Genomic DNA, 24,273 nt, shown 5'->3' with positions numbered 1-24,273 from the left:
GTCTTTTGGAATGAAGCTCCTGTCTTAGAATGCACTATAATAATTTTAGCTATCTACGACGGTAATAATTTAAATCAAACGTTAACCACATCAATCGTTCAAAAGCCAATCAAGCGACTCGCTCACAATGACCATTTCCAAAAAGTAGTTCAAAAACCTCATCTTCATGTTTTTTATAACTAAGTACTAGTCGCTGTACTTCAATTGCATCGACGAGATAGTCGTATCTTTGAGACTCTTCTGATGTCAGCCCATATTTAGAAGCTCTATCTTTTAAGAGCTTAAGATAATGCAAGTCATCTTGAAGTTTAGTTTCAGTCACATCGTGGTAATCTATATCCAATGCGTCTAACCCATCGTAATATTTGTAGCTATGACTCTGTGCCTCCAAATGATAAGGTATTCCTAACTCTTTTAAAGCTTTGATTAAAGGTTCAAAATAAGTGTTACTATCATCTGCTTTATTAAACAGCACTTTGATTTTGTATGAAGGCACTCCCATATTAATCAGTATTTTTATAGTACGGATACTGTCCGCTATTAACTTAGGTGATGTATTAAAGGTAGGTACAAGCACATAATCATAGTCATCATGACAACCTTCCATTTCAATCATTTTATTAATAACTTTTTCACAGACAGATACCCCCACTTCAACAACCGTAGAGTGAGACTGCATTAATACTTTATGAACATCAGATAACCTGTGAGCAGGGAAAAAAGACTCCCCCTGTCTTAAATTTCTTTTTGAGAAATCGACTCTGCAATAGGTAGGGTTATCTAATCGAGGCAAAATAAATCCTCTACCAGCACTGGTTTTACCCGAATTTCCAGAGGAGTTTATGATAAGTACATTGAAGGACGCTGTATTGATAGTATTTGACGCTTGGCTATTACTAAGACTCATAATGTATATACCTACGATTAAATTTTAAAAGAAAGGGGATATTACTTTGGCTAAAGTTTACATATTAGAATTAGCCATTCATCAGTAAGTCCAATCGAGCGCTCCACGTTTCAGCCTCTTGGATAGATGATAATGGGAACTGTAAAACGGGATATTCCAAACTATTGGTATTAATCGTTAATGCAACACTCTCATGAGTCGTATAAGTCCGATTACCTGAAGCTGATCTTAATAGCTCTGGATTCATACCAGTAAGTGCAGTGCTATTAACTTGCCATGAACGAATAAAATCGAAGTCATAAACCCCACTTATATCCTTTGTATCAACATAAATTTTACGATTATCGGTATCAAAGTAGAGGTGTCGAGACCGACCAAAACCCATATCAGACCTAAAATTGGTGTTGTACTGCTTATTGATTTTGTCAAGCTTACTTTGACTCTTCTTGATATCAGCTTCACTAACATTAAAAATACGTTTATAGAGTTTATAGATAAGAAATGCTGTGACTGCTAAAGTGATATATCCTGTTTTAGGATAGCCATAATTTATACAAATTATGCTAAATATAAGAACAATTAAAACAGGTACAAATAGTAGCCCTGACATCTTAATTGAATTGGCTACTGCCTGTTGTTTCTTCACCCTCTTATCTAACATCTCATATCCCCTAATAAATATAGTTTGCACCTAAAACAGGTTCATCGTAGCATGAACCTAATATAGGTTCAATGAGTAACTTACGCAAATCTATACATTCGTCTGAACATGAATTTCTTCGTCAGCTTTTGAAACGTCGACGTGAGGAGTTAGGTTACACCCAACGAACCTTAGGGGATCGTATGGGTGTGATTTATTCTTTTATCGGTAAGGTTGAGACAGGGGACAGGCGTTTAGATATCATTGAATTTATTGAGTACTGTGAGGCGCTTGACTTAGACGCTAGTGAGGTCATAAAAAAGTTGAAAAGCTCTAAGTTTGATTAGCTTTTTTTAGGTCTGTCTATTCAAATCATCTTTTAGCTTTACTGATCCTTGTGTATGTTTATGTATTGTATTAGTAGACACATCTAATATTTTACAAAATTCTTTTTGAGTGAGGTAGTCTTTATCGTTAATAAAAATTTCATCCCAAATTTCACTTTTGTATTTTTTGCTAACCTCATTAAAATACTTAACAACGAAGCCAAATTTTTTTAACGATATGAGTGAAATTGAGGAAATAAAATCTGCATATATAAAGTCTATTACATCTTGTTCAAATTCTATCTTCTCTTTAGGTCTAAGTTCAATAGTAGTACCAAGAGTAAAACAACTCATAATAGTTGAACCCTCTCTTATTATGTCATTATCTAACCTAAAGAATGGATGAAAACAACCGCCAATAACTTGATAACACTTATCATCTTGGCTATCTTTTAATACATAAACTATCTTGGACTTCATAAGTGTATTTAGTTTGACATGCTTCCTCATTTCTGCAAGATATTCATTTTGACCGCCATTTAAATATGACTGATTAATTATCTCAAATAGTTGTCCAGTTAGTGGGTGAAATTTAAATATGTAACTTTTATTTAAGAAAACATTTCTGTGTCTATATTTCATTTGCTATGCCTTTTATCTATTTAAAGTTGATATACGCTCACCCATCATGATGTAAACGTAATGACAAAAAATTTGTACGGTGCGTACCGTCCATTGGCTAATAGTATTAGCCGAATCTGTAAGATTATTTATTTTTGTTGCTTCTGTTTGACTTGCAACTGATAATTGGACTCTAACGCTTCTGTTATAAGTTTGGTTCTCAGCTATATTATTTTTATAAGACACTTGATTGCCTTTAAACTGTTCGAATACTCGCTTCCATACCTTAAGCTCTGAGTTGGTAGATTCATAGTTGTATACAGCTAATCTTATATTCTTTTTAGGCAAAAGCTTGATGAGTACTTCCAAGTAAAGCTTTAAATCAGTCACAGTATTGAACAAAATATAGTTCTTTGTAAATTGAGCATTCATCAATGTATAAAGTACAAATTTCTTTAATAATCCTCTCGTCCGTTTGCTCCGATTATTCTGATAAAGTTCTCTAAATTTATTGGTCATTTTTGTCATTTCATCCCTATCAACTCCAAATTTGTCTTTTCTGGGCAATAGCTTAATTTCATCTCTTTCATCATTGTGATCAAATAATCTAGGATTACCCTTTGTGGTTTTGAATGCTGAATTGGTTAGTAGCACTTTAGCGTTTGCTAACCATTTTTGTAGAACCTCATCATCCACATTAAACGCAAACTGTAGAGCTTTATAATCCGACCCCTCTAAATAAGCTGTTATTAATTGATGCACGTCATTAAATGAATAGTTCGGTTTGTAAGGCTGTGAAGAATTGGATTGAGAGGTAATGGATCTAAGATTTTCACAGTATTTAGGCTTGGCTAATGGTTGAAGACGTAACTTCTTTAGTAAATAACTATTCACTTCATTTTGATCGCCAGCAAGTTGTTTTTTTCTTCTAGGAAGCTTAAGTAACGGTATTCGTTGAGTTGGAAGCTTCAAATCAGCTTGCGATACTAATAGTCCGATTTGAATATTTGTAAGGTGAATATAGGACTTAAAGGTAGTAGATGGATTTGCATGTCCTGCTATGCCGGCTAAAGAAAATATTTTCTTATAGTGAATCGGAGACTCAAAAAAAGTTGTGATTTCATCATAATCCTCTTTATCATAAGGTAATAAGCCTTCCAAAAACTGATAGCATTCATGAGTATTAGAGTTTATATCGTATGAATTTAGGAATGACATGAGCTGTATATTAGTCAGACAACTGTGTCTCAAATGATGAACGGACAGACTTTTAAGTCCAGTTGTACTTTTCATTATGTCACTAATTAGCTTTGACAAATTCCGTGAGTCAAAAGGTACACCTGAATTGTTTGCAATCAATGCCTCTCCCTTACCACGCTTACGTCTAAGGTAAACCCTTTGCATCACTTGTTTATCATTCGTAGTGAATAACTTATCAATATGCACCCGCCTTAAGGCAGAACTTGTTTTATTATTTCCTAGCTTGTTATTTCTAATCTCTAAATATGATGTAGAAGGCGAGATATCACGCAGCAGAAGCTTACTTATTTCACCAATCCTAAGTCCACATCTTTGGGCAAGTAGTAATGAAAGCTTAATGGCATCTAACTCATCTACTGTCAGTGTAAGATTATCTACTGCCTTAAAAATAGCTTTAAACATACGCTCTGACACGTAGCCAACTTTATAATGTGCTCTTGTATTTTCAGCCAACCTAGTTATTGGCTCGAAATCAAAATTCTGCACCATAAAACTATGCATTTCATCAATAAGCTTAGCAATGCTATTTTTAGCATTTTGAGTTTTGCCAAGCTCAATTAACTCCCTGTATAAAGCTTCGAGATCATCAACATCTAACTCATCAAGTATTACACCCTCGGTTAAGACAAGCCAACGACTACTTATTGTATTGCTATAGGTTTGAATACTACTGACTTTGCAGTTATCCGTCTTGAAAAGTAACCAAGCGACTAATACAGTTTTATTGAGCGGTGCATCATGATTGATTAGACTGTTATATATACTTGTAAGACTTTCTACGAAAGATTTATGCGATATCTTGTGTTGAGAACCAGTAGACTTGAACAGTTTATTAATTTGAATAATTAAATCGCTATTTTTTTTAATATCTTCGGTATGAGAACTATCGTAATGCTTTTGCTTTGTACTTAAGCTGGTGGGTTCTTCAAAAGTATGTTGAATATCATAAATAACAGACTGCCAGTTACTAATTGGTAAAGCTTGGGCTTTTTCTTCACCTGTTAAAACGTACCACATGTATTCAGATAGACTGATGCCTATAAAATCTTCTAAAACATGAATGGCACCTAATAAAAAACGCCTAAGAGTCATTGTTTCATTGATAGGTCGCTCTAACTTGGTAAGTTTAATGTTTCGATATAAGGTATTAATATCTGATAATACTGTACCCTTAGTATTTGATGTATTCGATAAAGTTAGGTTAAACTTTTTTATAAAATGAGCGGTTACAGGGGATATAAATACCTGAGTTTGATGTACTGCCTCTGCGTTAACATAAGTGTTAGTACCACAGTTCATATTATCAATACAAAGCGTTATTACCGGTAGCCCATGAATGCAACTCAACGATAATTTATTGCCTAGGATATCAAGAAGAATTTGTTGAAGAATTGGGGTTTGTAGAACTGCGCTATGAAATACAAGTGAGAGTAAAATCTCTTGTAACGTTATGTCTTTTACTACAGTTAAATCATCTACCCATAAGATATAAAAGTCTGCAACATTTTGAGCATCAAACAACCAATCTTTAGTTCTAAAAGACTTAGGACGTTTTGATTTAACGATTAATTTTGGAAAACCTATACTTATATCATTCGCTTCAAATAGCTTTTGGCAATATTGGACTGAATTGTTAAAGCCATCGACATAGCCTAAATATGATTGGAATTTTTTGTGCGATTTTAAAGATAATTCGAATTCTTTCCACATTAATTCAAATGACTGCTGGGGATCTTCAGAGTCTTTAATTTGCTTAATATTTATCTTTGACGTGACTAATTTTAAAGCTGTCTTTTCTAAATTTTTTTGCTTTGTCTGTCGATTAAGTCTGCGCTTTTCAATCGCATCAATGTTGTTATTTTCGAATACTCTAGGTCTAAGTCTGTTTGGCAATTCATCAATTAATATAATAGTTTTAAAATTAAGACTCTCTAGAATTATATTTATTCTGGAAGACAGACGATGAATTTCACTAGTCTTAAGACCACTATATTTGTTGAAGTAATCATAGCCCAACTCATCTGCATGCCCCATCCATGCGCTAATAACGTCATAACCGAAGCCATCCTCAGTAAACCCATTGGATGTTGAGTACATGCTTGACTCTGTAAGCTTATATGAGCGGATAAAATGCCTATACCAATTTATAGGTAGATTGATGAATTTTGAAATACGTTTGGAGATGTAGATCTGATTCGTGTCTTCACGAACTACCAACTGAGAGGTTTCATCGAACTTTAAATAGCTAATGAAACCAGTTCTACTTTTAAGAATATCGTTGTAAATGCTGGCAAGCGATTCGTACAAACCACTAATAACAAGGGATTGATACTCTAGATAAGCGATGAATTGATTGATTTGTTGGATAGCGATATCTGGTAGGTAAATTAATCTACCTCTACTGCCCAGTTTATTCTCCTTATCACTAATGAAAAATTTGCTGGTTTGCACATCAATATGGCTTAGTCTGCCAAAAGGTTCGTTGACGGGGCGATAGCCACTTGATAGTGACAGTAGAACATATAAATAATCAGTCAATTTATTATGAAGATTTATCAAACTAAAAATATCACCATAAGACTTTTGTATGATCGATTCTTCGGCTTGATGTACCATGTCTTCGATAATTAGAGCAAGTTTTTGTTCTTGTATAGCAAGTACGCTACCCGTACATTTATACCAGTAGTCTATTTCATGTTCACCTGGTAGCTTAAAAAATTGAGTATGATTTACGTTATGAGTAGAGTTAGGTATGAAGTCGTATTTTTCAACCAGTTCATGAAGATGTTGGAGGTATATTATTTGGCAAGTGAATAAATCAAGCTGACTAACATTGAAGTACGGTAGTGACGAGGTATGATCAATGGGCTTATCTGTTAAAATATCTATAATCGCATTATCAAACCCTTTTTGATTCAAAAAGTGAGATATATACTTTTCGATTTTATTTAAGGTCAGTCGTGTACCATACGATTTGTTAAGTTTACTAAGACAGTCTTTGGTATAGTCTTCTATCTCATCTTCGAGTGCACCATGCATATTTGAAAACATACCTATATGAATTTCACCAATGAGTTTAGGTAGAAATAAATAAAGATATTCTTGAATATCACTACATAGAGTAGTATCCCAGTCGTCGTTTACTTGACTTCGAGTTGGTTTAAAACTGACTTTAGATTGATAGCTATGATGACGTAGTCTAAAACTATTCGTTTCATTGATACCTTTTATACCAGTCATCAGAATTAAGAGTAAATAAAGCGAAGTTCGTTGCTCAATACTGAAAGTTGAAAGATTTAAATTAATTGAATCATCATAGATAAGATCAAAATCTAATTTAATTAAATTATCGATGATATATTTGAGTAAGACACTAATTTCGTTTGCGTGTGCAACATTAACATGGGTGACTTGACTTAAAGAGTTTTTATGTTGGCAGTTAAGCTGTTGCTCTGCTGAAATAATATCAAGATAGTAGTTAGAAGGCTGTCTAAACGTGACAAGGTTAAAAGACTCTTCTTCATCGAATTGCACTTCTTGAGGTTCAAAATTAGAAATGTTGCTATCATCTTCATTAATATAACCTAGAGTGGATACCGTATTGCCGGTAACATCATCAAAAATCACATTCCCTTCGATTACAGTTTCATTTTCATTATTTTTGTGCGTAATTCCTGATGAGCCTTTGAAATAATATTCTATGGGTAAAATGAATTCGTAAAGGTGTTCACTTAGTTTTTTATTGACGAGTACATGTTCGTCAATATCGAGCTGTGGTTTACCTGATGATGACTGATTTTTTTTGAAAAGTTTATTTGAAAAATTGGTGAGTGATTTTGAATCTTGTTCTTGCCATACAGAATAGTTATCATTATTTTGTGAATCTTCAAGATAGACGTCAACATTCTCAAGACCTTGACAATTATCAATATCCGGTAATAAAGGTACTAAAAACCCGCGAATTTTTGAAGTTAAAAAACGGCATTCATCTAAAGTCGTTTTTATTCTACTCTCATAATCAGTTAGATTAACTAACCGCAAGCAGATGAAAAAGTATAGTGACCGTATCAGGTTAACTCTAGGCTCACGAGCTCTACAAGCTAAAAAGGCAATAAGTGCACGATTTTTTATATCCTTTAAATAACTCTTTTTATCTACACCATTTAAATATATGAAATTTATATATCCATTATTAGGTCGATATTTAGAGTGTTCTTTTTCTAACCAACAATTAAGTGTATTTATCTCATCGTCAAAATATGAGTGATACTGATTAGGTAAAATGTCATTTAGAAAGTTTAATTCTATTAGTAAGTCCGCAGTTAATTCATCATTCGAGAGCATCTCGATAATATTGATTTGAAGCCAAATTTCGATAGGATTTGCAGACATTTTTATTCGTTTATAGTGGAATATGCCTTATAACCTAACTCGTGTAGTTAAAAAAAACAATATTAAATTTTCAATAATATCAATGGTTTGACTATATTTTTTAATATTTTTTGTATTTAAGTCTAATCCAAACATACACTTATCAAAAGATTTTCGAAAGCACTACCATCCTGCCTTGTTAAGTTAGGAACATACCTTGAATAGACCGTAAACAGCATTTTGGTACTACTATGCCCCAGTTGCGCTGCAATCCATTCGGGCGACTCTCCAGCCGCTAACCATAGCGTTGCTGCTGTATGACGAGTCTGATAAGGGTTTCGTTTTTCTAACTCTAAATATCTAAGTAGAGGATACCAAACACGTTTAGTCACGTTGCGATGACGTAACGGTGTGCCGGACTTAGTACAAAATATATATTCGCTTAGATGCTCAGTTAACTTTTTTTGTTCTAATAAAGCCTCATAAACAAACTGATTCATTTGAATAGTACGGTTAGATCCAATAGTTTTAGTAGGTCCTACTATTCCATTTACTACAGCTTGATCAATGATAATCTGACGACGTTCAAAATCAATATTTTTCCAAGGTAATCCATCAATTTCACCAGTACGCATACCTGTAAAAAACCGCACTGTATAATATGGTCTAAAGTCTTTACGTACCGTATTGATAATAAGCATGACTTCATCTAAATTAAACGGACTGACCTTACTCTTAGGCTCACTAAGTGGTTTAATATTCTTCCACGGGCTTTCAAAGCTGTACCTATCTGATGCTTCAATGAGTACCATGCGTAAGGGTGTCATGATATGATTAATACGTGAGGCAGATAGCTTGCGCCCATTATTACCCTGTTTAACCAATTGACCTCTAAAATCCATTATCATCGCTTTACTTATCGTATTTATGGGTAAACAACCAAACTTAGGATGGAGATAAATTCTAAAAATATCTTCAACGTTTTGTATTTGTGATGGTCGCCATTGCGGTTTCATTTCCTCTAACCAAATACGACTAAACTTTTCAAAATTGATATTGGCATCATCATGGCTATTGCTGGCTCGTATTAGCTCCAAAGCTTTAAATTTAGCCAGTTTTTTACTTTTCGGAAAGTGCTTTTCGTACTCAAAGCTACCAAGTTTTATCTCCGCTTCCATTTTTTCGATAAAGTTAGCCAAGCGTTTGCGGTTTGCTTTAGTATCAATTAATAACGTCTGCTCCCGACAACGTTTACCAAAGTAACGAAAATCAATGTATAACTTATTATTTCTGCTATTGATACTTGCCATGATTATGCACCCCCTACGAATGGAATGTCATCGTCATACCCATTAAGCATTAATTCTTCAATTTTTTGCCAAATAAACAATATTTTGCGACCATTAAATGGTTTAATGTAATGTACGCCTTCAATCAAGACAGAGTCTTTTAATTGGTTGCGAATGGTACGGCTATCATATTTAATGCGTTCGGATAGCTCTTCGGTTGTTAAATAGGTGTAGTTCATAGTAGAATCCCTATACAAGATTAATGTGATATTGTTTATGGTCGTTATGACCTCCTGCAGAACATAATCTACACTATTTTTAATCTTTTGCAAGCTATTTTTATCCACTATAGAACATTTTGTTATGGAGAAGGTTATGATCAAGTGTCATTTATCGGCAATCATGGGGGAGAAAAGACTCAAAATCGCTGACGTAGCACGAGAGACAGATATCAACCGAGGTACAATTACTCGTATGTATCATGAAGAAGCGACTCGGGTAGACTTAGATGTTATTGAACGGCTGTGCCGATTTTTAAAGATTGATGTCGGCGAGTTGTATGAAGTGGTTGATGATGAGGAATAGTTGTCGTTACATTCCAAAAAGTAATCGCCTAAATTAAAGCTAAAACTGCTCGATGAAACACCATAAAAAAAGGTTAGTTAATATAATAAACAATACACTTTCTTAATAGCTATTAATCAAAAGCTCTATTGCAACTAAAAGTAATCTTCTGTAGATTGTTTTTAGTTGTAATAGAGCTTTTTTATGTATACTATGTTCTATAGAAGGTTATTTTGACCTTATTAAATAACTAAATAATCTATAGGATAATCAATATGTCATCACCTAGAGAGTTACAACCTTCGGCTTGGTTAAGTAGAGAAGCAATAGCGTTATCGGGCAAACTCATTATTGATTTACAGATACAACAAGGTTCAAACCTTGCAATACTGCTTGGTTTAAATCCGATATTTTACAATGATGAAGCGGTAAGGGTGTGGGTGCAAAGAGAGCTAAACGATGGGTTGTCTATGAATCAATTTACCTTAAAAAATTTAGAGTCTAGATTTCTAGGTATTATGGAAATGCATGGTATTCCGTATGCAATTTAATTCGAGTTTGATTTAGTCGGAGAAATATTATGTCTATTAGGTTATGGTTTTATAGCGGATGTATTTGAACCGTGCATATCAGCACTTAATTTAAGTATAATTACGTACGTCAATAAAACTTAAAAAGCTTATAAAATGTATTTATATCTTTAAGAGGTGAATGCGACATAATATTGGGTAGGACTCGAACCTACGTCACCGCAGCGCCAACCTAACTAGAATTGCATTCTTAATACTAGAAAGACTATAGCAAGCGTCCCTTCTACCTGAATTGGGCTCTACAACATTATGCCTTACTAGATTATGCCAAGCTAAGTACGGGAATGCAATTTTAACTAAATTTCAGAATAAAAGTATAAATCCTATTTCATGTTTTAAACTTTAAAGTCTTCAGCTAAAATTTGTAGCTAAATGTAGCTTTATTTTTTGCCTTTATTACGCTTCACGGTTACAATCTCTACCTATTTATCCCTCCTTTAGATTACCCTAGACAGACATCGAAAATTATGAATAAACAACAGCTTGCCAATAAAATTTGGCAGTCAGCCAATAAAATGCGCTCCAAAATTGAAGCCAATGAATACAAAGATTACATCATAGGCTTTATGTTCTATAAGTTTTTATCCGATAAAGAGGTGCGTTTTTTAAAGGCGAATGACTCATCGGACGCAGATATCGCTTCTTTAAACGAAGAAAATACTGAAACTGTTAAATTCATTAAAGACAGTCTTGGGTATTACATTGATTATCCTCATCTATTTTCAACATGGATAGCCAAAGGCAGTGATTTCGAAATCAGTGATGTACGTGATGCGTTGTCTGCTTTTTCACGACACATAGAAAATAAAAAAGTATTTGGTGGTATCTTTGATACTCTGCAAACAGGCTTAAGTAAGCTTGGTGAAAATGCCGCTTCACAAACTAAAGCAGCTCAATCTCTGATACACCTTATCAATGATATTCCGATGGATGCTAATCAAGATTATGACGTGCTTGGGTTCATCTATGAGTATCTATTAGGTATGTTTGCGGCAAATGCAGGTAAAAAGGCGGGAGAGTTTTATACACCGCACGAAGTCTCTATGCTTATGTCAGATATTATTGCAAATCATTTAAAAGACCGTGAAAAAATTGAGATTTATGATCCAACAAGTGGATCCGGCTCGTTGCTTATAAATATTGGTCAATCTGTAGCGAAGCATATTGACAATAGTGGCGATAGCAATAATATCAAATACTACGCTCAAGAGTTAAAGCAAAATACGTATAACCTTACTCGTATGAATTTAATCATGCGAGGTATCTTGCCTGCTAATATTGTGACTCGTAATGCGGATACGCTAGAAGATGACTGGCCGTATTTTGAGGCGGACGACCCTGTAAATAGCTACGAGTTACTTCATGTTGATGCGGTAGTGTCTAATCCACCTTATTCACAAGAGTGGGATCCAAAAGATAAAGAAGCTGACCCACGTTTTGCCCGTTTTGGTCTCGCGCCCAAGACCAAAGCTGATTTTGCATTCCTGTTACATGACCTATATCACTTAAAGCACGATGGCATTATGACCATCGTTTTACCGCATGGGGTGCTGTTCCGTGGTGGTGAAGAAGAGACTATCCGTAAAAACCTGATTGAAGCCAATCATGTTGATGCCGTCATTGGCTTACCTGCTAATATCTTTTTTGGTACTGGCATCCCAACTATTATCATGATATTGAAGCAAAAGCGTAGCAACACTGATGTGCTTATCATTGATGCGTCAAAAGAGTTTATTAAGGTAGGTAAAGATAACCAACTTCAAGCCTCAAATATCAAAAAAATTGCAGATGCCGTAATTAATCGAGAAAATATTGAAAAGTTTGCTCGGGTAGTGAGTCGAGACTTTATCAGAGAGCAAAACTACAATTTAAACATTCCACGTTATGTAGACTCCTCCGATGATGCTGAAGTTTGGGATATTTATGCCACTATGTTTGGCGGTATTCCTCAAAATGAGATAGACGCCTTGCATCGTTATTGGCAAGTGTACCCTAGCTTGCGAGAGTCACTATTTAAGCGACAAGCAATACAACAGCCAAACATTCAATCAGACGACTCGCCTTACTATACTTTAGCAACTGATGAGATTGAACAACGTATATATGACAATAAAGACGTACAAACTTTTTTTGAAAGCTATCAATCTGCGTTTGCTGATTTCCCTAAATATTTACAACAACAGCTTATCGATAATATTGATGCGCTTAAAGTATCTAAACAAGAAGACATTTTAGCCAACGATATATTTACACGTTTGGCACCTTTTAAACTGATTGATAAATATCAGGCTTATCAGGCACTAGATGACCATTGGCAAAGCATCAGAAATGACTTAGAGATGATAAAAACTGAAGGCTTTGATACAACTACAAAAGTTGACCCAAATATGGTTATCAAAAAAGTCAAAGGTAAAGATAAAGAGGTGCAAGAAGGCTGGCTAGGTCATATTATCCCCTTTGAGCTTGCCCAGCGTCACTTATTAAAAGACAAGCTAAATAGCTTGCAAGACAAAGAGAACAGACTGACCGCGGTGACAGGTGAACTTGAAGCACTTATTGATGAGCTAGGCGAAGAGGAAAAAGATAAACTGCTTAATGATAGTAATACTAAATTTGCGGTTAGTGAAGTCAATAAAGCGTTAAAGTCTGCCTATAATGACATACAAACTCCCGAGATTATGGCCTTAAATAAATATTTAGCATTCTTAGACACTAAACCAAAAAAATCAGCCAAACTAGACTATGTGGCAAATGAGCCTAATATACATTGGCAAAATATTGAAGCCAATAACGGCGGTGACTATGGGAAGTCTAAAGTGGCTATATACTTGCAAGAACTACAAGCCAATTATGAGTTTGATGAAGACTCTGATGAAGCAAAAGTGGTACAAGCTGATGCTTTATTAAATGAAGAAAAGACTTTAAAAGCTCAAATTAAACAAGAAAGCGAGGCGTTGCATATTGCCACTAAGCAAGCTATTGAAAAGCTAGAGGACGATAAAGTCAAAAAACTATTGCACGATAAGTGGATTAAACCGTTACAGCAAGCGATGGCACAGTTAGCAAACGATGTGGTTAGCGATTTGACCGCACAAGTACAAGCCTTGGCAGATAAATATGCTGATACCTTTATAGACACGACCAGCAAGCTAAATGATGCAGAACATCAGTTAGCCGATTTGTTGAATGACTTAACAGGCGATGCCTTCGATATGTCAGGCTTGCAAGCATTACAGGCTTTGTTGAAGGCGTGATATTAGATAAAAACGTCAATTTTATCGATATTAAATACTAAGGTTATAAAGTTAATGAATAAGACTTCAAATAGCGAAAATAGTCCAAAAATACGGTTTGATGGGTTTGTTAACAAATGGAACGAGACAGTCATAGGAGATATATTAAAGATTAAAAGTGGTATGTCACAAAAAGGTGTCGAAAGTCCGAATGGTGTTTATCCAATTCTAGCAACAGGTGGTGAAATTGGACGTACTGATGTTGCATTATATAGCCTTGAAAGCGTTTTAATAGGTAGAAAAGGTACAATCGATAAACCTTACTATATGAACTCACCCTTTTGGACAGTGGATACCTTATTTTATAGTGAACTATTTAAAGATGTGGATGGTCGTTTTGTTTACACATTATTTCAAAGAATTCCTTGGCGTAAATTCGATACTTCTACTGGAGTACCGAGTCTAACAAGTACGGCGATACATTCGATATCTATTATTATTCCGAAAAAAATAGAACAAAAAGCCATAGGCGAACTTTTCCAAACCCTAGACCAAACCCTAACTTTAAAACGCCAAAAGCACGAAAAAACCAAAACGTTAAAAAAGGCATTATTAGCAAAACTCTTTCCAAAGGCAGGTCAAAGTCAGCCCGAAATGCGTTTAAAAGGATTTAGTGGTGATTGGGTAGCTATGAAACTAGGAGATATTGTCGAGGTAACGATGGGGCAATCGCCTGAGTCAAAATATTATACAGACAATCCTAAGGATTACGTTCTTATTCAAGGTAATGCAGATATGAAAGAAGGTAAAGTCGTGCCTCGGGTATGGACATCGGTCATAACTAAAACTGCACTTAAAAACGATATAATAATGAGTGTTAGAGCACCTGTAGGTGACATAGGTAAAACAGATTTTGATGCGGTTATTGGACGTGGGGTAGCTTCAATACGAGGTAATGAGTTTATTTACCAGCTTCTTAAAAAAATAAAATTAGATGGTTTTTGGAATAACGTCAGCACAGGGTCTACATTTGAATCTATTAGTTCCTCTGACATCAAAAATGCAGAATTAATAATACCTGTAGATAAAGAGGAACAAACCACTATAGCGAACATCCTAAAGAAACTAGACGAGACCATAACCCTACAAGCCAAACAAATAAAAACCCTAGAGAATCTAAAAAAAGCTTTACTAGCAAAAATGTTTGTATAGCCCGATTTTTATACAAAACTTAGCAAGCCCAGTCAAAATATTAGAGAGAGTTTATGATATTTAATAAAGAAACGGATTTTGAAGATGCGGTAATCAACATTTTAACCCAAAAAGGGTGGGAAAATGAGGTCATTGAATATCCTACTGAGCAAGATTTAATAAACAACTGGGCAAGTATATTATTTGAAAACAACCGAGGTATTGACCGTTTAAACGACTATCCACTAACCGATGGTGAGATGCAACAGCTTATTGAGCAGATTAATACCCTAAAAACTCCGCTAAAGCTAAATGCTTTTATCAATGGTAAAAGCGTCGATATCAAACGTGACAATCCAGATGATACCTTGCACTATGGCAAGGAAATCAGTCTAAAAATATATGACCGTCATGAGATTGCCAAAGGACAAAGCCGTTATCAAATAGTCAAACAACCCCAGTTCCCCACCAAAAACGTTGTCGCTAAAGACCGTCGTGGCGATTTAATGCTACTCATTAACGGTATGCCCGTCTTTCATTTAGAGCTAAAGCGTAGCGGTGTCTCTATAAGCCAAGCCACTACTCAAATAGAGAAATACGCCCATGCAGATATCTTTACGGGATTATTTGCTTTGGTACAGATATTCGTGGCGATGACACCAGAGAAGTCTGTTTACTTTGCCAATCCAAACGGCAACTTCAAACCTGAATACTACTTCCAGTGGGCAGACTTTTACAACGAGCCTTACCATAGTTACAAAGATATCGCTGGCGACTTGCTCTCTATACCCATGGCACACCAATTAATTGGATTTTATACCGTAGCCGATAAAAGCGACGGTGTACTTAAAGTTATGCGTAGCTATCAGTATTATGCCGCAAATGCTATATCTGACAAAGTAGCAAAAGCCCAATGGCAAGATAAAAACAGTCAGCTTGGTGGGCATATTTGGCATACGACAGGCTCAGGTAAAACTATGACCAGCTTTAAGTCTGCCCAGCTAATTGCCAGCTCACAAGATGCAGATAAAGTGGTGTTTCTATTAGACAGAATTGAGCTAAGTAATCAATCTTTTAGAGAATACACTAGCTTTGCAGACGATAGCTTAAGCGTACAATCAACGGACAATACCAATGAGTTAATCACTCGCCTTACCAGTAATAACCCTGCGGACACACTTATTGTGACCTCTATCCAAAAGATGAGCAATGTAGAGGCTGAAAATGGGGCGATGAATGCTTTTGACTTGGCAACGATTCAAAGTAAGCGGATTGTATTTATATTAGATGAAGCACACCGCACCGTATTTGGTGAAGAGATGCTACCTACCATTAAAGCGACCTTCCCTAAAGCGATGTTTTTTGGATTTACAGGCACGCCAATCTTTGAAGAAAACCAACATAAAATGAATACCACCGCATCTATCATTGGTGATGAGTTGCATAGATATAGCATTGCCGATGGTATAAGGGATAAAAACGTACTGGGTTTTGATTTATATAAAGTCACTACCTTCAAAGATAAGGACATACGTAAAGAAGTGGCACTAATGAAAGCCAAAGCCGGTACAGAGGCTGAGGTTTGGGCAGATGAGAGTAAGAAAAAGGTGTATTTACATTATATGGACACAAAAAAAGTCCCTATGGCAGGCTTTAAGCAAGCCAATGGCGACTACGTCAAAGGTATTGAAGACTATGTGCCGAATGAGCAATACCTTACTGATGAACACCAAATCCATGTGGTGGCTGACATATTAGACAACTTTTCAACCCTAAGCCGTGGTGGTAAGTTTCACGCTTTGTTTGCGACCAGTAGTATTATTGAAGCCATAAGCTATTATCGCTTGTTAAAACAAAAAATAGCAGATGATAATCTTAACTTAAAAATAAGTGCATTATTTGATCCAAATGAAGGTAATGAGAAAAGGTCTACTTATAAAGAAAAAGGTTTAATTGAGATTATTGAAGACTATAATGAAACCTTTAATCAAAAATTTACCAGTGGTTCACACGGCAAATTTAAAGAAGACATTGCTAAAAGATTGGCACACAAAAAACCGTATAAACTCATTGAGAAATCACGAGATAAGCAATTAGACATTCTTATTGTTGTAGATCAAATGCTAACAGGTTTCGACTCCATTTGGGTTAACACTTTATATATGGACAAGCTCATTCGCTACGAAAATATCATACAGGCATTTTCTCGTACCAATCGCTTGTTTGGTCCGGATAAGCCATTTGGTACGATACGCTATTATCGTAAGCCGCATTCTATGAAGCGTAATATTGATGCTGCGATTAAGTTGTACTCTGGTGATAAGCCTATAAGCTTATTTGTCGATAAACTTGAAGGTAACCTAAAAAAACTCAATGAAATATTCTCTGAAATTACCGAGGTTTTTAACATTGCCAAAATTAACGAATTTGCAACCTTGCCCAAAGAGCAAGAGAGCCAAGCCAAATTTGCCAAACTATTTAAGCTATTTAATGACTATTTAGAAGCGGCCTTGATTCAAGGGTTTTCTTGGCAGACTCTAACCTATGAATTTGGCAATGATGATAACACTAGAAGCGTCACTTTATTGTGCGATGAACAAACATATCTAATTATGGCATTACGCTATAAAGAGTTATTTAAAGAGGTCACAGGTGGTAACGGTGTAGGTGATGTACCTTTTGATATTTCGGGGCATTTGTCTGAGATTAATACGGATAGGATTGATAATGACTATCTTAATGCGCGCTTTGATAAATATGTTCAAGCACTTAAACGAGGCGATGCAGAGCAAGCACTTAACGAATTGCATCAAACATTCTCATCATTGACTCAAGAAGAGCAAAAATACGCTAATTTGTTTTTGCACGATGTGCAACGTGGCAAAGTAGATATTGATATCAATAAAACGTTTAAAGATTATATCGTTGATTATCAGGCTCAAGCCGAAACAGACAATATTCAGCTTTTTGCCAATAATTTAGGCTTAGATGAAAGCTTACTTCGTAAACTTATTGCAAAGAAAGTTACGGAGTCTACTATTAATGAGTTTGGTGACTTTAATGCCCTAAAAGATACGGTAGATAAAAATAGAGCAAAAGCTTATTTTGAGTCACTAGAAGGTCAGAATCTAGCGATGCTGAAGGTCAATATTAAAATTGATTCTGCTTTGAGGAAGTTTATTTTAAGTGAAGGGAAGGTTTAGGCATAGTTATGAAGGTAGTGTTAATGGTGATTTTACACTTTCGAATCTATTTGAAAATTCAATCCATCGATTTTCATCCACATCTTTAACAAACGCTATCAGACCTGCCACATGATTGTAATAACCTAGTGAAGAATCAAAACCGTCATATCTTGCAACTTCAGCTAGACCAAATTTTTCTATAGAATATAGATGGCGATTTATTCGTTTGTAGATTTCTTTAGAAAGTCTTGGGGTGCTACCATCTACTAGTAAGCCTAAAACTATTTTTTTAGAGCCTGGTCCAGCAATTCTTGTCTTTTGTCTATTTTCCTTAAAATTATGCTTACGAATTATTCTAACTACTTGGCTATGTACTTTACCAATTGTTAATTCTTGGGAAAAATTTCCGCTACATGATAGTGTTATGTCGTCGGCATACCTAGTATAAACAAACCCATACTCATCTGCGAACTCAGTAAATTCTTCATCAAGTGCTCTAGCTACTAAGTTAGCTAGCATAGGGCTAGCTGGTGAACCTTGTGTAAGAACGCCCATTTTATGAAGATTTTTGAACGCAAATCCATCTATGTCTTCTTCTATTTGATAGTACTTATACGTTTCTTGCGAGAAAGAAGGTAATACAAGTAATTTTTTTAGATGGTTAGGCAGTCTTAGAGTTGTACAGATACGAGCTAGTTCAAAAGCAAATAAAGGACGATATCCTAAACTTACAAAAATTTTATAAACATCAGACTCATTTATTGAATAGAAAAAATCTTTCAAATCATATTGGAATAGCCAACGTGCACCGCAGTGCATTTGCGCACAAGGCTTAATACCGCCTGTAGGGTGGTAAGCAAATGAGGAGTAATGAGGTTTAACGTTTTGTAAGATTTCTGAATTTATAAACTGATGGGTTTTTAATAGTTTTTTTGATAGAGCATGAATATGGCGTCTACCACCTGAACGCTTTTTAATTGCATACATTCGATAGTTTGCAAACTCTCTATGTCTATCTACAGTCGCTCTTAGTGTTTTGTAATCGACATCTACTATGTTGGCAAGATGCCGGAGTGTAAATATAACAGGTAGATTAGAACGTTTTAGTATCAATGCATACTGTTTTAAACTCAGTGCGGTTTCATTGCCAAGTTTTTTTTTAGCTTCTTCATGTAGATGATGTACAGACCAATCATTCATTCACCTCTCCTTTAGCCCAAGGGGCCATTAGTATAGAGTTCATTACGAGGCCTCGAAGGACCTTGAACTCTATACTAAAGGGTGGTAACACCCTTTAGGGTGGTTTTACCACCTTAGCGTTAGATCTTTCCAGAGGTATCTATCCGATACCCCCATCTACTGATTCAACATCAATAGAATCTGTCGACTTACTACTCAATTCACAAGCCAACGGCTGAACGAACGATTAATCTGCACACCATGAACTAGGAATATACAGGCTATTGTCCCAAGATGAAAGCTCAATATCTTTCTGATACTCAAAAAGTTTATCACGCCCAGGTTTAGTTAGACGAATTCCTTGAGTTATTAGCCCTATTTGAATGGCATGTTGAATAAGGTCTCTAGTGTAAGAGGCATCTAAATTAAGTCTAATCGAAAGACTACTTATTCTTCGTACACCGCGTTTTACTAGTTGGAGCAACTGATATAGTTCAGTTGATAATTCTAAGGAGTCGTTTTGATTTAAATTTGAATCAAGTAGTTTTTCAAGCCAAGTTGGAAACTCACGTCTCGGCATTAAGCCATTCCAGCGTTTGTTAGTAAACCAAAGGATTCCAGGTATATTATTTGGAACGCTATGATAAAAAACTAAGTTAGACAATACATCGCCATACCCCAAACGACTAAATCTAGCTACTTTAGTGATACTTTCGCATAGTTGCCTGATTGCCTGATATTGTTCACCCCATCTAAACTCTAAGTAGTTCTGATTATATTCGTATCGGCTATGAAAATTTATTTTGCAAGCTGTAGGGTATTTCCTAATTGAATGATTAGAGCCTTTTATTTTGTTAATGATATTACTTTTTGATTCCCTTGTACGTGAGAAGCTGATAACAGTTATTTTTAACCAGCCAAAGCTCCACCAGCTGAAAAATGTTGGATGATTTAGCATCGTATTTATAAATTCTGATACCCTATCTCCGCTACCAACTGAATCATCAATCAAATAATATTGACGTATTTTCTTCTCCTTTAATTCATCTAGAGAGGGGTGATCTAAAAATTGATCGTTATTACGTACAATATTTGATATTAATGAATATACTAAGTCTTCACTTCCTAGCGAAACCCCTGGTCTAACTACTGGTGAACCATCAGGCTCCCAGAACTTTAGACAATTAGCATTATCCTGATCATTAGGTTCACATAACTCTAGTTTCCGTACAGAATAAAGCGCAGTAATATCCCCAGTCGATAAATCTTCTACAGCTTCTCTTATAAATCTGGAGTAAGTATCTCTAGTAACAAAGACTAATCTCGATAGCATAATCTTAGCAATAGGTTTGTCATCACTATTAAATTGAGTTAACCAATCATTGATTTCGGGTGATTTTTCAATCATCTCAACTGATAAATTTTTTAAATTACTGTCTGAATTATTCATTAAAATGCATCCTATGTCGGATTAGATGATAGCTATAATATAAATTTTAGATTAATAAATATTTAGTTATTGAAATGGTAATATTTATAGTTTGCTTAAGTAGAGCCAAAATGTAGCCGAAGGTGTATATACTTAGTGGTAAACAAGGATCCTATAGCAAAAAACTGAACGCTTATACTGTCAGATTATAATGGTTTAATTATTTTATTTGAAAATAGATATATCTTTTAATAATAACTGAAGGGCTGTCCTAGATAACTAGTTCAAACCCTTTTTTAAGCATTACGTTAAAGGTATTCATTGCTATAATCGGATTATTTAAGTACTTAATCAATCTATTAAAATTTTTATCTATTGTTATAAAGGGATCTACAATGTCGACAGAAGTGCTAATGCAATTTTTAAAAATAAACCTTATAGACTTGCAAGGTAGCGATGAAAAGCTTGCCAAACTTGAGCAAACGTCCTCAGCTATCAGTGATATTTTAAAAGAATCGCCTTCCAAGGCCTTGGCCTATATTTATACGGCTATTGATCCAAATATTGCTGAAGATAATACAGTCATTCAAGAGGTTATCAACACACTTGATGAAAATTGGCCGACTTATCCTAACGCTTTCAAAGGAACACCTATACAAGTTATCCGTGCGTTATTACTCCAAGGATTGTCAAATCAGTTTAATCATAATTTAAACGTCGCTATTGCCTTTGATGCAGTAACCAAAAACCTTCTTCCTCATATCAATACAGCAAAAGAAACTAATATATGGCACAGTTTAATTCAGAACAACGATATTAAATTAAACCAACAAGCAGAAAGTGAGTGGTCAGCTCCTGAAAAAATCATCGTTGAACCTTTTTCGTACAGTCCGCCTAAATCTATCGATATCTCCTCTAAAGAAGTTAAGTTAGATCGTGAAGCACTACAAACCGGTATTGAAAAAGCTAGTGGTCCTACTAATTCCAAGAACCAAGCTACTGGTGGTAATCAACATTATTCTAACAACGGACAACATTGGGTTTTTCAATTCACCCCTATCTTAACAACCACCATTGCAGATGTAATAGATAACGCTTTAGAAGAAGCAAAAATTGAGCCGATTAATTTATCAAAACCTCTTAAAGGTTTATCAGAAGCGGTGGAAAACCATATTAATGATACTTTAGATAAAATAAGTACTTCTACGAGTGGCTTACAAAAAAGAACCAGCTTGATATGGTGGAAAGAGTCTCTTTATTCCCCTAGTGCAAACTGCAGTTATCGTAACATTCCTCTCTTTGAATCTGGTGCTATTATGGCTTATGACATATTCAATCAAGTACCAACGCTCTCTCCAGCCAGCGTTACAGCTTTCCTAAGAGAAACGGTAGCGTCTATTGAGCCTACTAAAAAACCTAAAACCATGACAGTTTACGAAATCATGACTCGCCTAAAACAGTCATCACATGCTGTCGCTCTTACTGATTATATCCGCACTACATTTGATAGCCTGGAGAATCGGGGTCCTATTATTAGCCTATTAAGTATAAGTGATAACAGTACAATGCCTGATGAAAGTCGCTTTTTAGAGTTGACGGGAATTAATGCGAGTTTAGAACTATCAAACCACGAATGGGCAATCTGGGTATTTCGGGAGTTACAAGCCATAGACGCTCTGTTGTCAAAAGGTGATGCTGATGAATGAGTGTAATAAGGATAACTGTTTTGCACCTGATGCACTTTGCCAAATGGGCAATCAAAAACTATCTAATTGTGAATTCTGGCAAGATAGTAGTAATGAAGAGGAGAAAGAGAATGCTATTTCAGATGCTAGAATTATATTGCCATGGACTGGGAACGCTCTTGGGTTAAAGGATTTAGAATTTATTAGTGGAGCGTCTAGACCCATTGTCGTTGGAATAGTTGGTGCAGAGAACTCAGGTAAAACGACATTGCTGGCTTCTTGGTTTCTTTTAGTCTCGAAAGGTTTGATTAATAGTATTAAACTAAGGTTTGCTGGTTCATATACTTTGCTAGGTTGGGAGCACGTATCAGGTAACCTTAGATGGGAGGCTGGACAATTCCCTACCTTTCCACCACATACGCCTAGCCAGTCTCGACGATCTCCTGGTTTATTGCATCTCACTTTTTATAATGAGATAAATGGTCTAACTCAAGATTATTTATTTACGGATGCTCCAGGTGAATGGTTTCAGAAATGGGCGGTAAACTCAGAAGATAAAGAGGCTGAGGGTGCACGTTGGCTATCGGATAACACAGATATTTTCCTATTAATTGCTGATACTGAAGCTTTCTCGACTACAGGTAAAGGTCGAGCTAGATCAAGATTTCAAAATTTAAGTAAACGACTAAGTGGAGAGTTAAATAACAGACCTATCGCTTTAGTATGGAGTAAGAGTGATGTCTCAGCAGATGAGAATATGATAAATAACGTAAGAGAAAGTACATTAAGCTCTATTGAAAATGCTGAAGAATTTAAGGTTCAAGTTGTTCCTAATAGTAACGATAGCGAGTCTACTAATGTAAATGAGCTATTGAAATTATTAGAATGGATAACAAATACAACAACTGGCTATGTTGAGCTTCCGCAATATAGATATACAGGAAAGGATCCCTTCTTTATGTCTTATGGAGGTATGTAATGAGTAATTCTATTCTAATAGTCGGTGAACCTGGTGTTGGTAAAACACATTATGGTGCAAAGCTATTACTGCAATTACAGCAAGATAATCGTTCACTCAGTATGGATGGAGCAACTATTAATATCGAACCATTTGATTCAACTATGGAACAGTTACACGAAGGATTAACTTCCGACCACACACCCTCGAATGTATATGTTGAAAGTCAATGGCCTATAAAAAACGACGAGGGTTATTTAGGTGAAATAATATGGCCAGATTATGGTGGAGAACAGATTGTAGACATTACTAAATCTCGTAGTGTACCTGAAGAATGGTTCAATCGTATATCTGGTAGTAATGCTTGGCTAATCTTGTTAAGACCCTCACTGTATCGAGTTCCTGAAGACTTAATTTCTAAACCTACCTCAGACGTTACGACTAATAATAGTGACCTTACGGAAAATGGTGAGTTAGCAGATCAAACTAGACTAGTAGAGCTATTGCAGATATTAATATATAGTTATCGGAGTTCAAATAGGACAGGCGTACCAAAAGCATGTTTTATCATTAGTTGCTGGGATGAACTAGAATCAACCTTGACACCCCATGAGTTACTAAACGAACGCTTACCAATGGTTTATGACTTTATTTGCGCTAATTGGCAAAATCCATTAATACTAGGATTGTCAGCTCTTGGTAAGAAATTAGATAATGAGAACGAGGATCAAGAGTATCTATTGAAAGGACCAGAAAATATAGGTTATATCATAGAGCCAAATGGAAGTAAAACTTCTGATTTGACGCTTCCTTTAAAATATTTAATCAATCAACAGCAAGCTTAG

Annotated in this window: 17 protein-coding genes; 9 read left to right on the top strand and 8 right to left on the bottom strand. The window is 35.4% G+C overall.

Annotated elements, in window-relative coordinates; all coding sequences use genetic code 11:
* Positions 1-109 precede the first annotated feature (109 nt).
* Positions 110-907, bottom strand: coding sequence for a hypothetical protein (locus AC2SLL_RS00625; protein WP_486529733.1), 798 nt, complete (start codon positions 905-907; stop codon positions 110-112).
* A 70-nt stretch (positions 908-977) separates the two neighbouring features.
* The gene (locus AC2SLL_RS00620) at positions 978-1,568 is read right to left on the bottom strand and encodes a hypothetical protein (protein WP_486529732.1); all 591 of its coding nucleotides are present in this window, start codon (positions 1,566-1,568) and stop codon (positions 978-980) included.
* 71 nt (positions 1,569-1,639) lie between these two features.
* Here AC2SLL_RS00620 and AC2SLL_RS00615 point away from each other — a divergent pair, with 71 nt between their 5' ends.
* Positions 1,640-1,894, top strand: coding sequence for a helix-turn-helix domain-containing protein (locus AC2SLL_RS00615; RefSeq protein WP_486529731.1), 255 nt, complete (start codon positions 1,640-1,642; stop codon positions 1,892-1,894).
* A gap of 6 nt (positions 1,895-1,900) precedes the next feature.
* Here the strand turns inward: AC2SLL_RS00615 and AC2SLL_RS00610 are convergent, their stop codons facing one another.
* From AC2SLL_RS00610 to AC2SLL_RS00595, 4 genes are all read right to left on the bottom strand, one after another.
* Positions 1,901-2,515 carry a hypothetical protein gene (locus tag AC2SLL_RS00610; RefSeq protein WP_486529730.1) on the bottom strand — a complete coding sequence of 205 codons (615 nt, stop codon included), beginning with the start codon at positions 2,513-2,515 and terminating at the stop codon, positions 1,901-1,903.
* 12 nt (positions 2,516-2,527) lie between these two features.
* Positions 2,528-8,146 (bottom strand): tyrosine-type recombinase/integrase, encoded by a 5,619-nt coding sequence (locus AC2SLL_RS00605; RefSeq protein ID WP_486529729.1) that lies wholly within the window; start codon positions 8,144-8,146, stop codon positions 2,528-2,530.
* Between the two features lie 122 nt (positions 8,147-8,268).
* Complete coding sequence (locus AC2SLL_RS00600) at positions 8,269-9,435, bottom strand: Arm DNA-binding domain-containing protein (protein WP_486529728.1); 1,167 nt, start codon at positions 9,433-9,435, stop codon at positions 8,269-8,271.
* 2 nt (positions 9,436-9,437) lie between these two features.
* Complete coding sequence (locus AC2SLL_RS00595; protein ID WP_486529727.1) at positions 9,438-9,653, bottom strand: hypothetical protein; 216 nt, start codon at positions 9,651-9,653, stop codon at positions 9,438-9,440.
* 136 nt (positions 9,654-9,789) lie between these two features.
* On the opposite strand from AC2SLL_RS00595, the gene AC2SLL_RS00590 reads away from it, so the two are divergent.
* The 5 genes from AC2SLL_RS00590 to AC2SLL_RS00570 all read left to right on the top strand — a co-directional run bounded on the left by AC2SLL_RS00590 (position 9,790) and on the right by AC2SLL_RS00570 (position 18,195).
* Complete coding sequence (locus AC2SLL_RS00590) at positions 9,790-9,999, top strand: helix-turn-helix domain-containing protein (RefSeq protein ID WP_486529726.1); 210 nt, start codon at positions 9,790-9,792, stop codon at positions 9,997-9,999.
* A 254-nt stretch (positions 10,000-10,253) separates the two neighbouring features.
* On the top strand, positions 10,254-10,529 hold the full coding sequence (locus AC2SLL_RS00585; protein WP_486529725.1) for a hypothetical protein: 276 nt from the start codon (positions 10,254-10,256) through the stop codon (positions 10,527-10,529).
* Positions 10,530-11,035: 506 nt separating this feature from the next.
* Positions 11,036-13,822, top strand: a complete 2,787-nt coding sequence (locus tag AC2SLL_RS00580) for a type I restriction-modification system subunit M (protein WP_486529724.1) — start codon at positions 11,036-11,038, stop codon at positions 13,820-13,822.
* A 54-nt stretch (positions 13,823-13,876) separates the two neighbouring features.
* Positions 13,877-15,013 (top strand): restriction endonuclease subunit S, encoded by a 1,137-nt coding sequence (locus AC2SLL_RS00575; protein ID WP_486529723.1) that lies wholly within the window; start codon positions 13,877-13,879, stop codon positions 15,011-15,013.
* 53 nt (positions 15,014-15,066) lie between these two features.
* Positions 15,067-18,195 (top strand): type I restriction endonuclease subunit R, encoded by a 3,129-nt coding sequence (locus AC2SLL_RS00570; RefSeq protein ID WP_486529722.1) that lies wholly within the window; start codon positions 15,067-15,069, stop codon positions 18,193-18,195.
* Positions 18,196-18,201: 6 nt separating this feature from the next.
* Here AC2SLL_RS00570 and AC2SLL_RS00565 read toward each other — a convergent pair whose 3' ends face one another.
* Both AC2SLL_RS00565 and AC2SLL_RS00560 read right to left on the bottom strand, forming a co-directional pair.
* Complete coding sequence (locus AC2SLL_RS00565) at positions 18,202-19,377, bottom strand: reverse transcriptase family protein (RefSeq protein ID WP_486529721.1); 1,176 nt, start codon at positions 19,375-19,377, stop codon at positions 18,202-18,204.
* Positions 19,378-19,603: 226 nt separating this feature from the next.
* A complete protein-coding gene (locus AC2SLL_RS00560; protein ID WP_486529720.1) occupies positions 19,604-20,806 on the bottom strand; it encodes a phosphoribosyltransferase-like protein in 1,203 nt (400 codons plus the stop codon).
* Positions 20,807-21,180: 374 nt separating this feature from the next.
* On the opposite strand from AC2SLL_RS00560, the gene AC2SLL_RS00555 reads away from it, so the two are divergent.
* The 3 genes from AC2SLL_RS00555 to AC2SLL_RS00545 are packed head-to-tail and all read left to right on the top strand — an operon-like array spanning position 21,181 to position 24,273.
* Positions 21,181-22,491, top strand: a complete 1,311-nt coding sequence (locus tag AC2SLL_RS00555; protein ID WP_486529719.1) for a GTPase-associated system all-helical protein GASH — start codon at positions 21,181-21,183, stop codon at positions 22,489-22,491.
* Positions 22,484-23,449 (top strand): TRAFAC clade GTPase domain-containing protein, encoded by a 966-nt coding sequence (locus AC2SLL_RS00550; protein ID WP_486529718.1) that lies wholly within the window; start codon positions 22,484-22,486, stop codon positions 23,447-23,449. The genes AC2SLL_RS00555 and AC2SLL_RS00550 overlap by 8 nt, the downstream gene beginning before the upstream one ends.
* Positions 23,449-24,273, top strand: coding sequence for a TRAFAC clade GTPase domain-containing protein (locus AC2SLL_RS00545; protein WP_486529717.1), 825 nt, complete (start codon positions 23,449-23,451; stop codon positions 24,271-24,273). Before AC2SLL_RS00550 ends, AC2SLL_RS00545 begins: the two co-directional genes overlap by 1 nt.

This window comes from Psychrobacter sp. CX97 (genome assembly GCF_057396285.1).
This window is presented reverse-complemented; position numbering and strand designations above follow the sequence as displayed.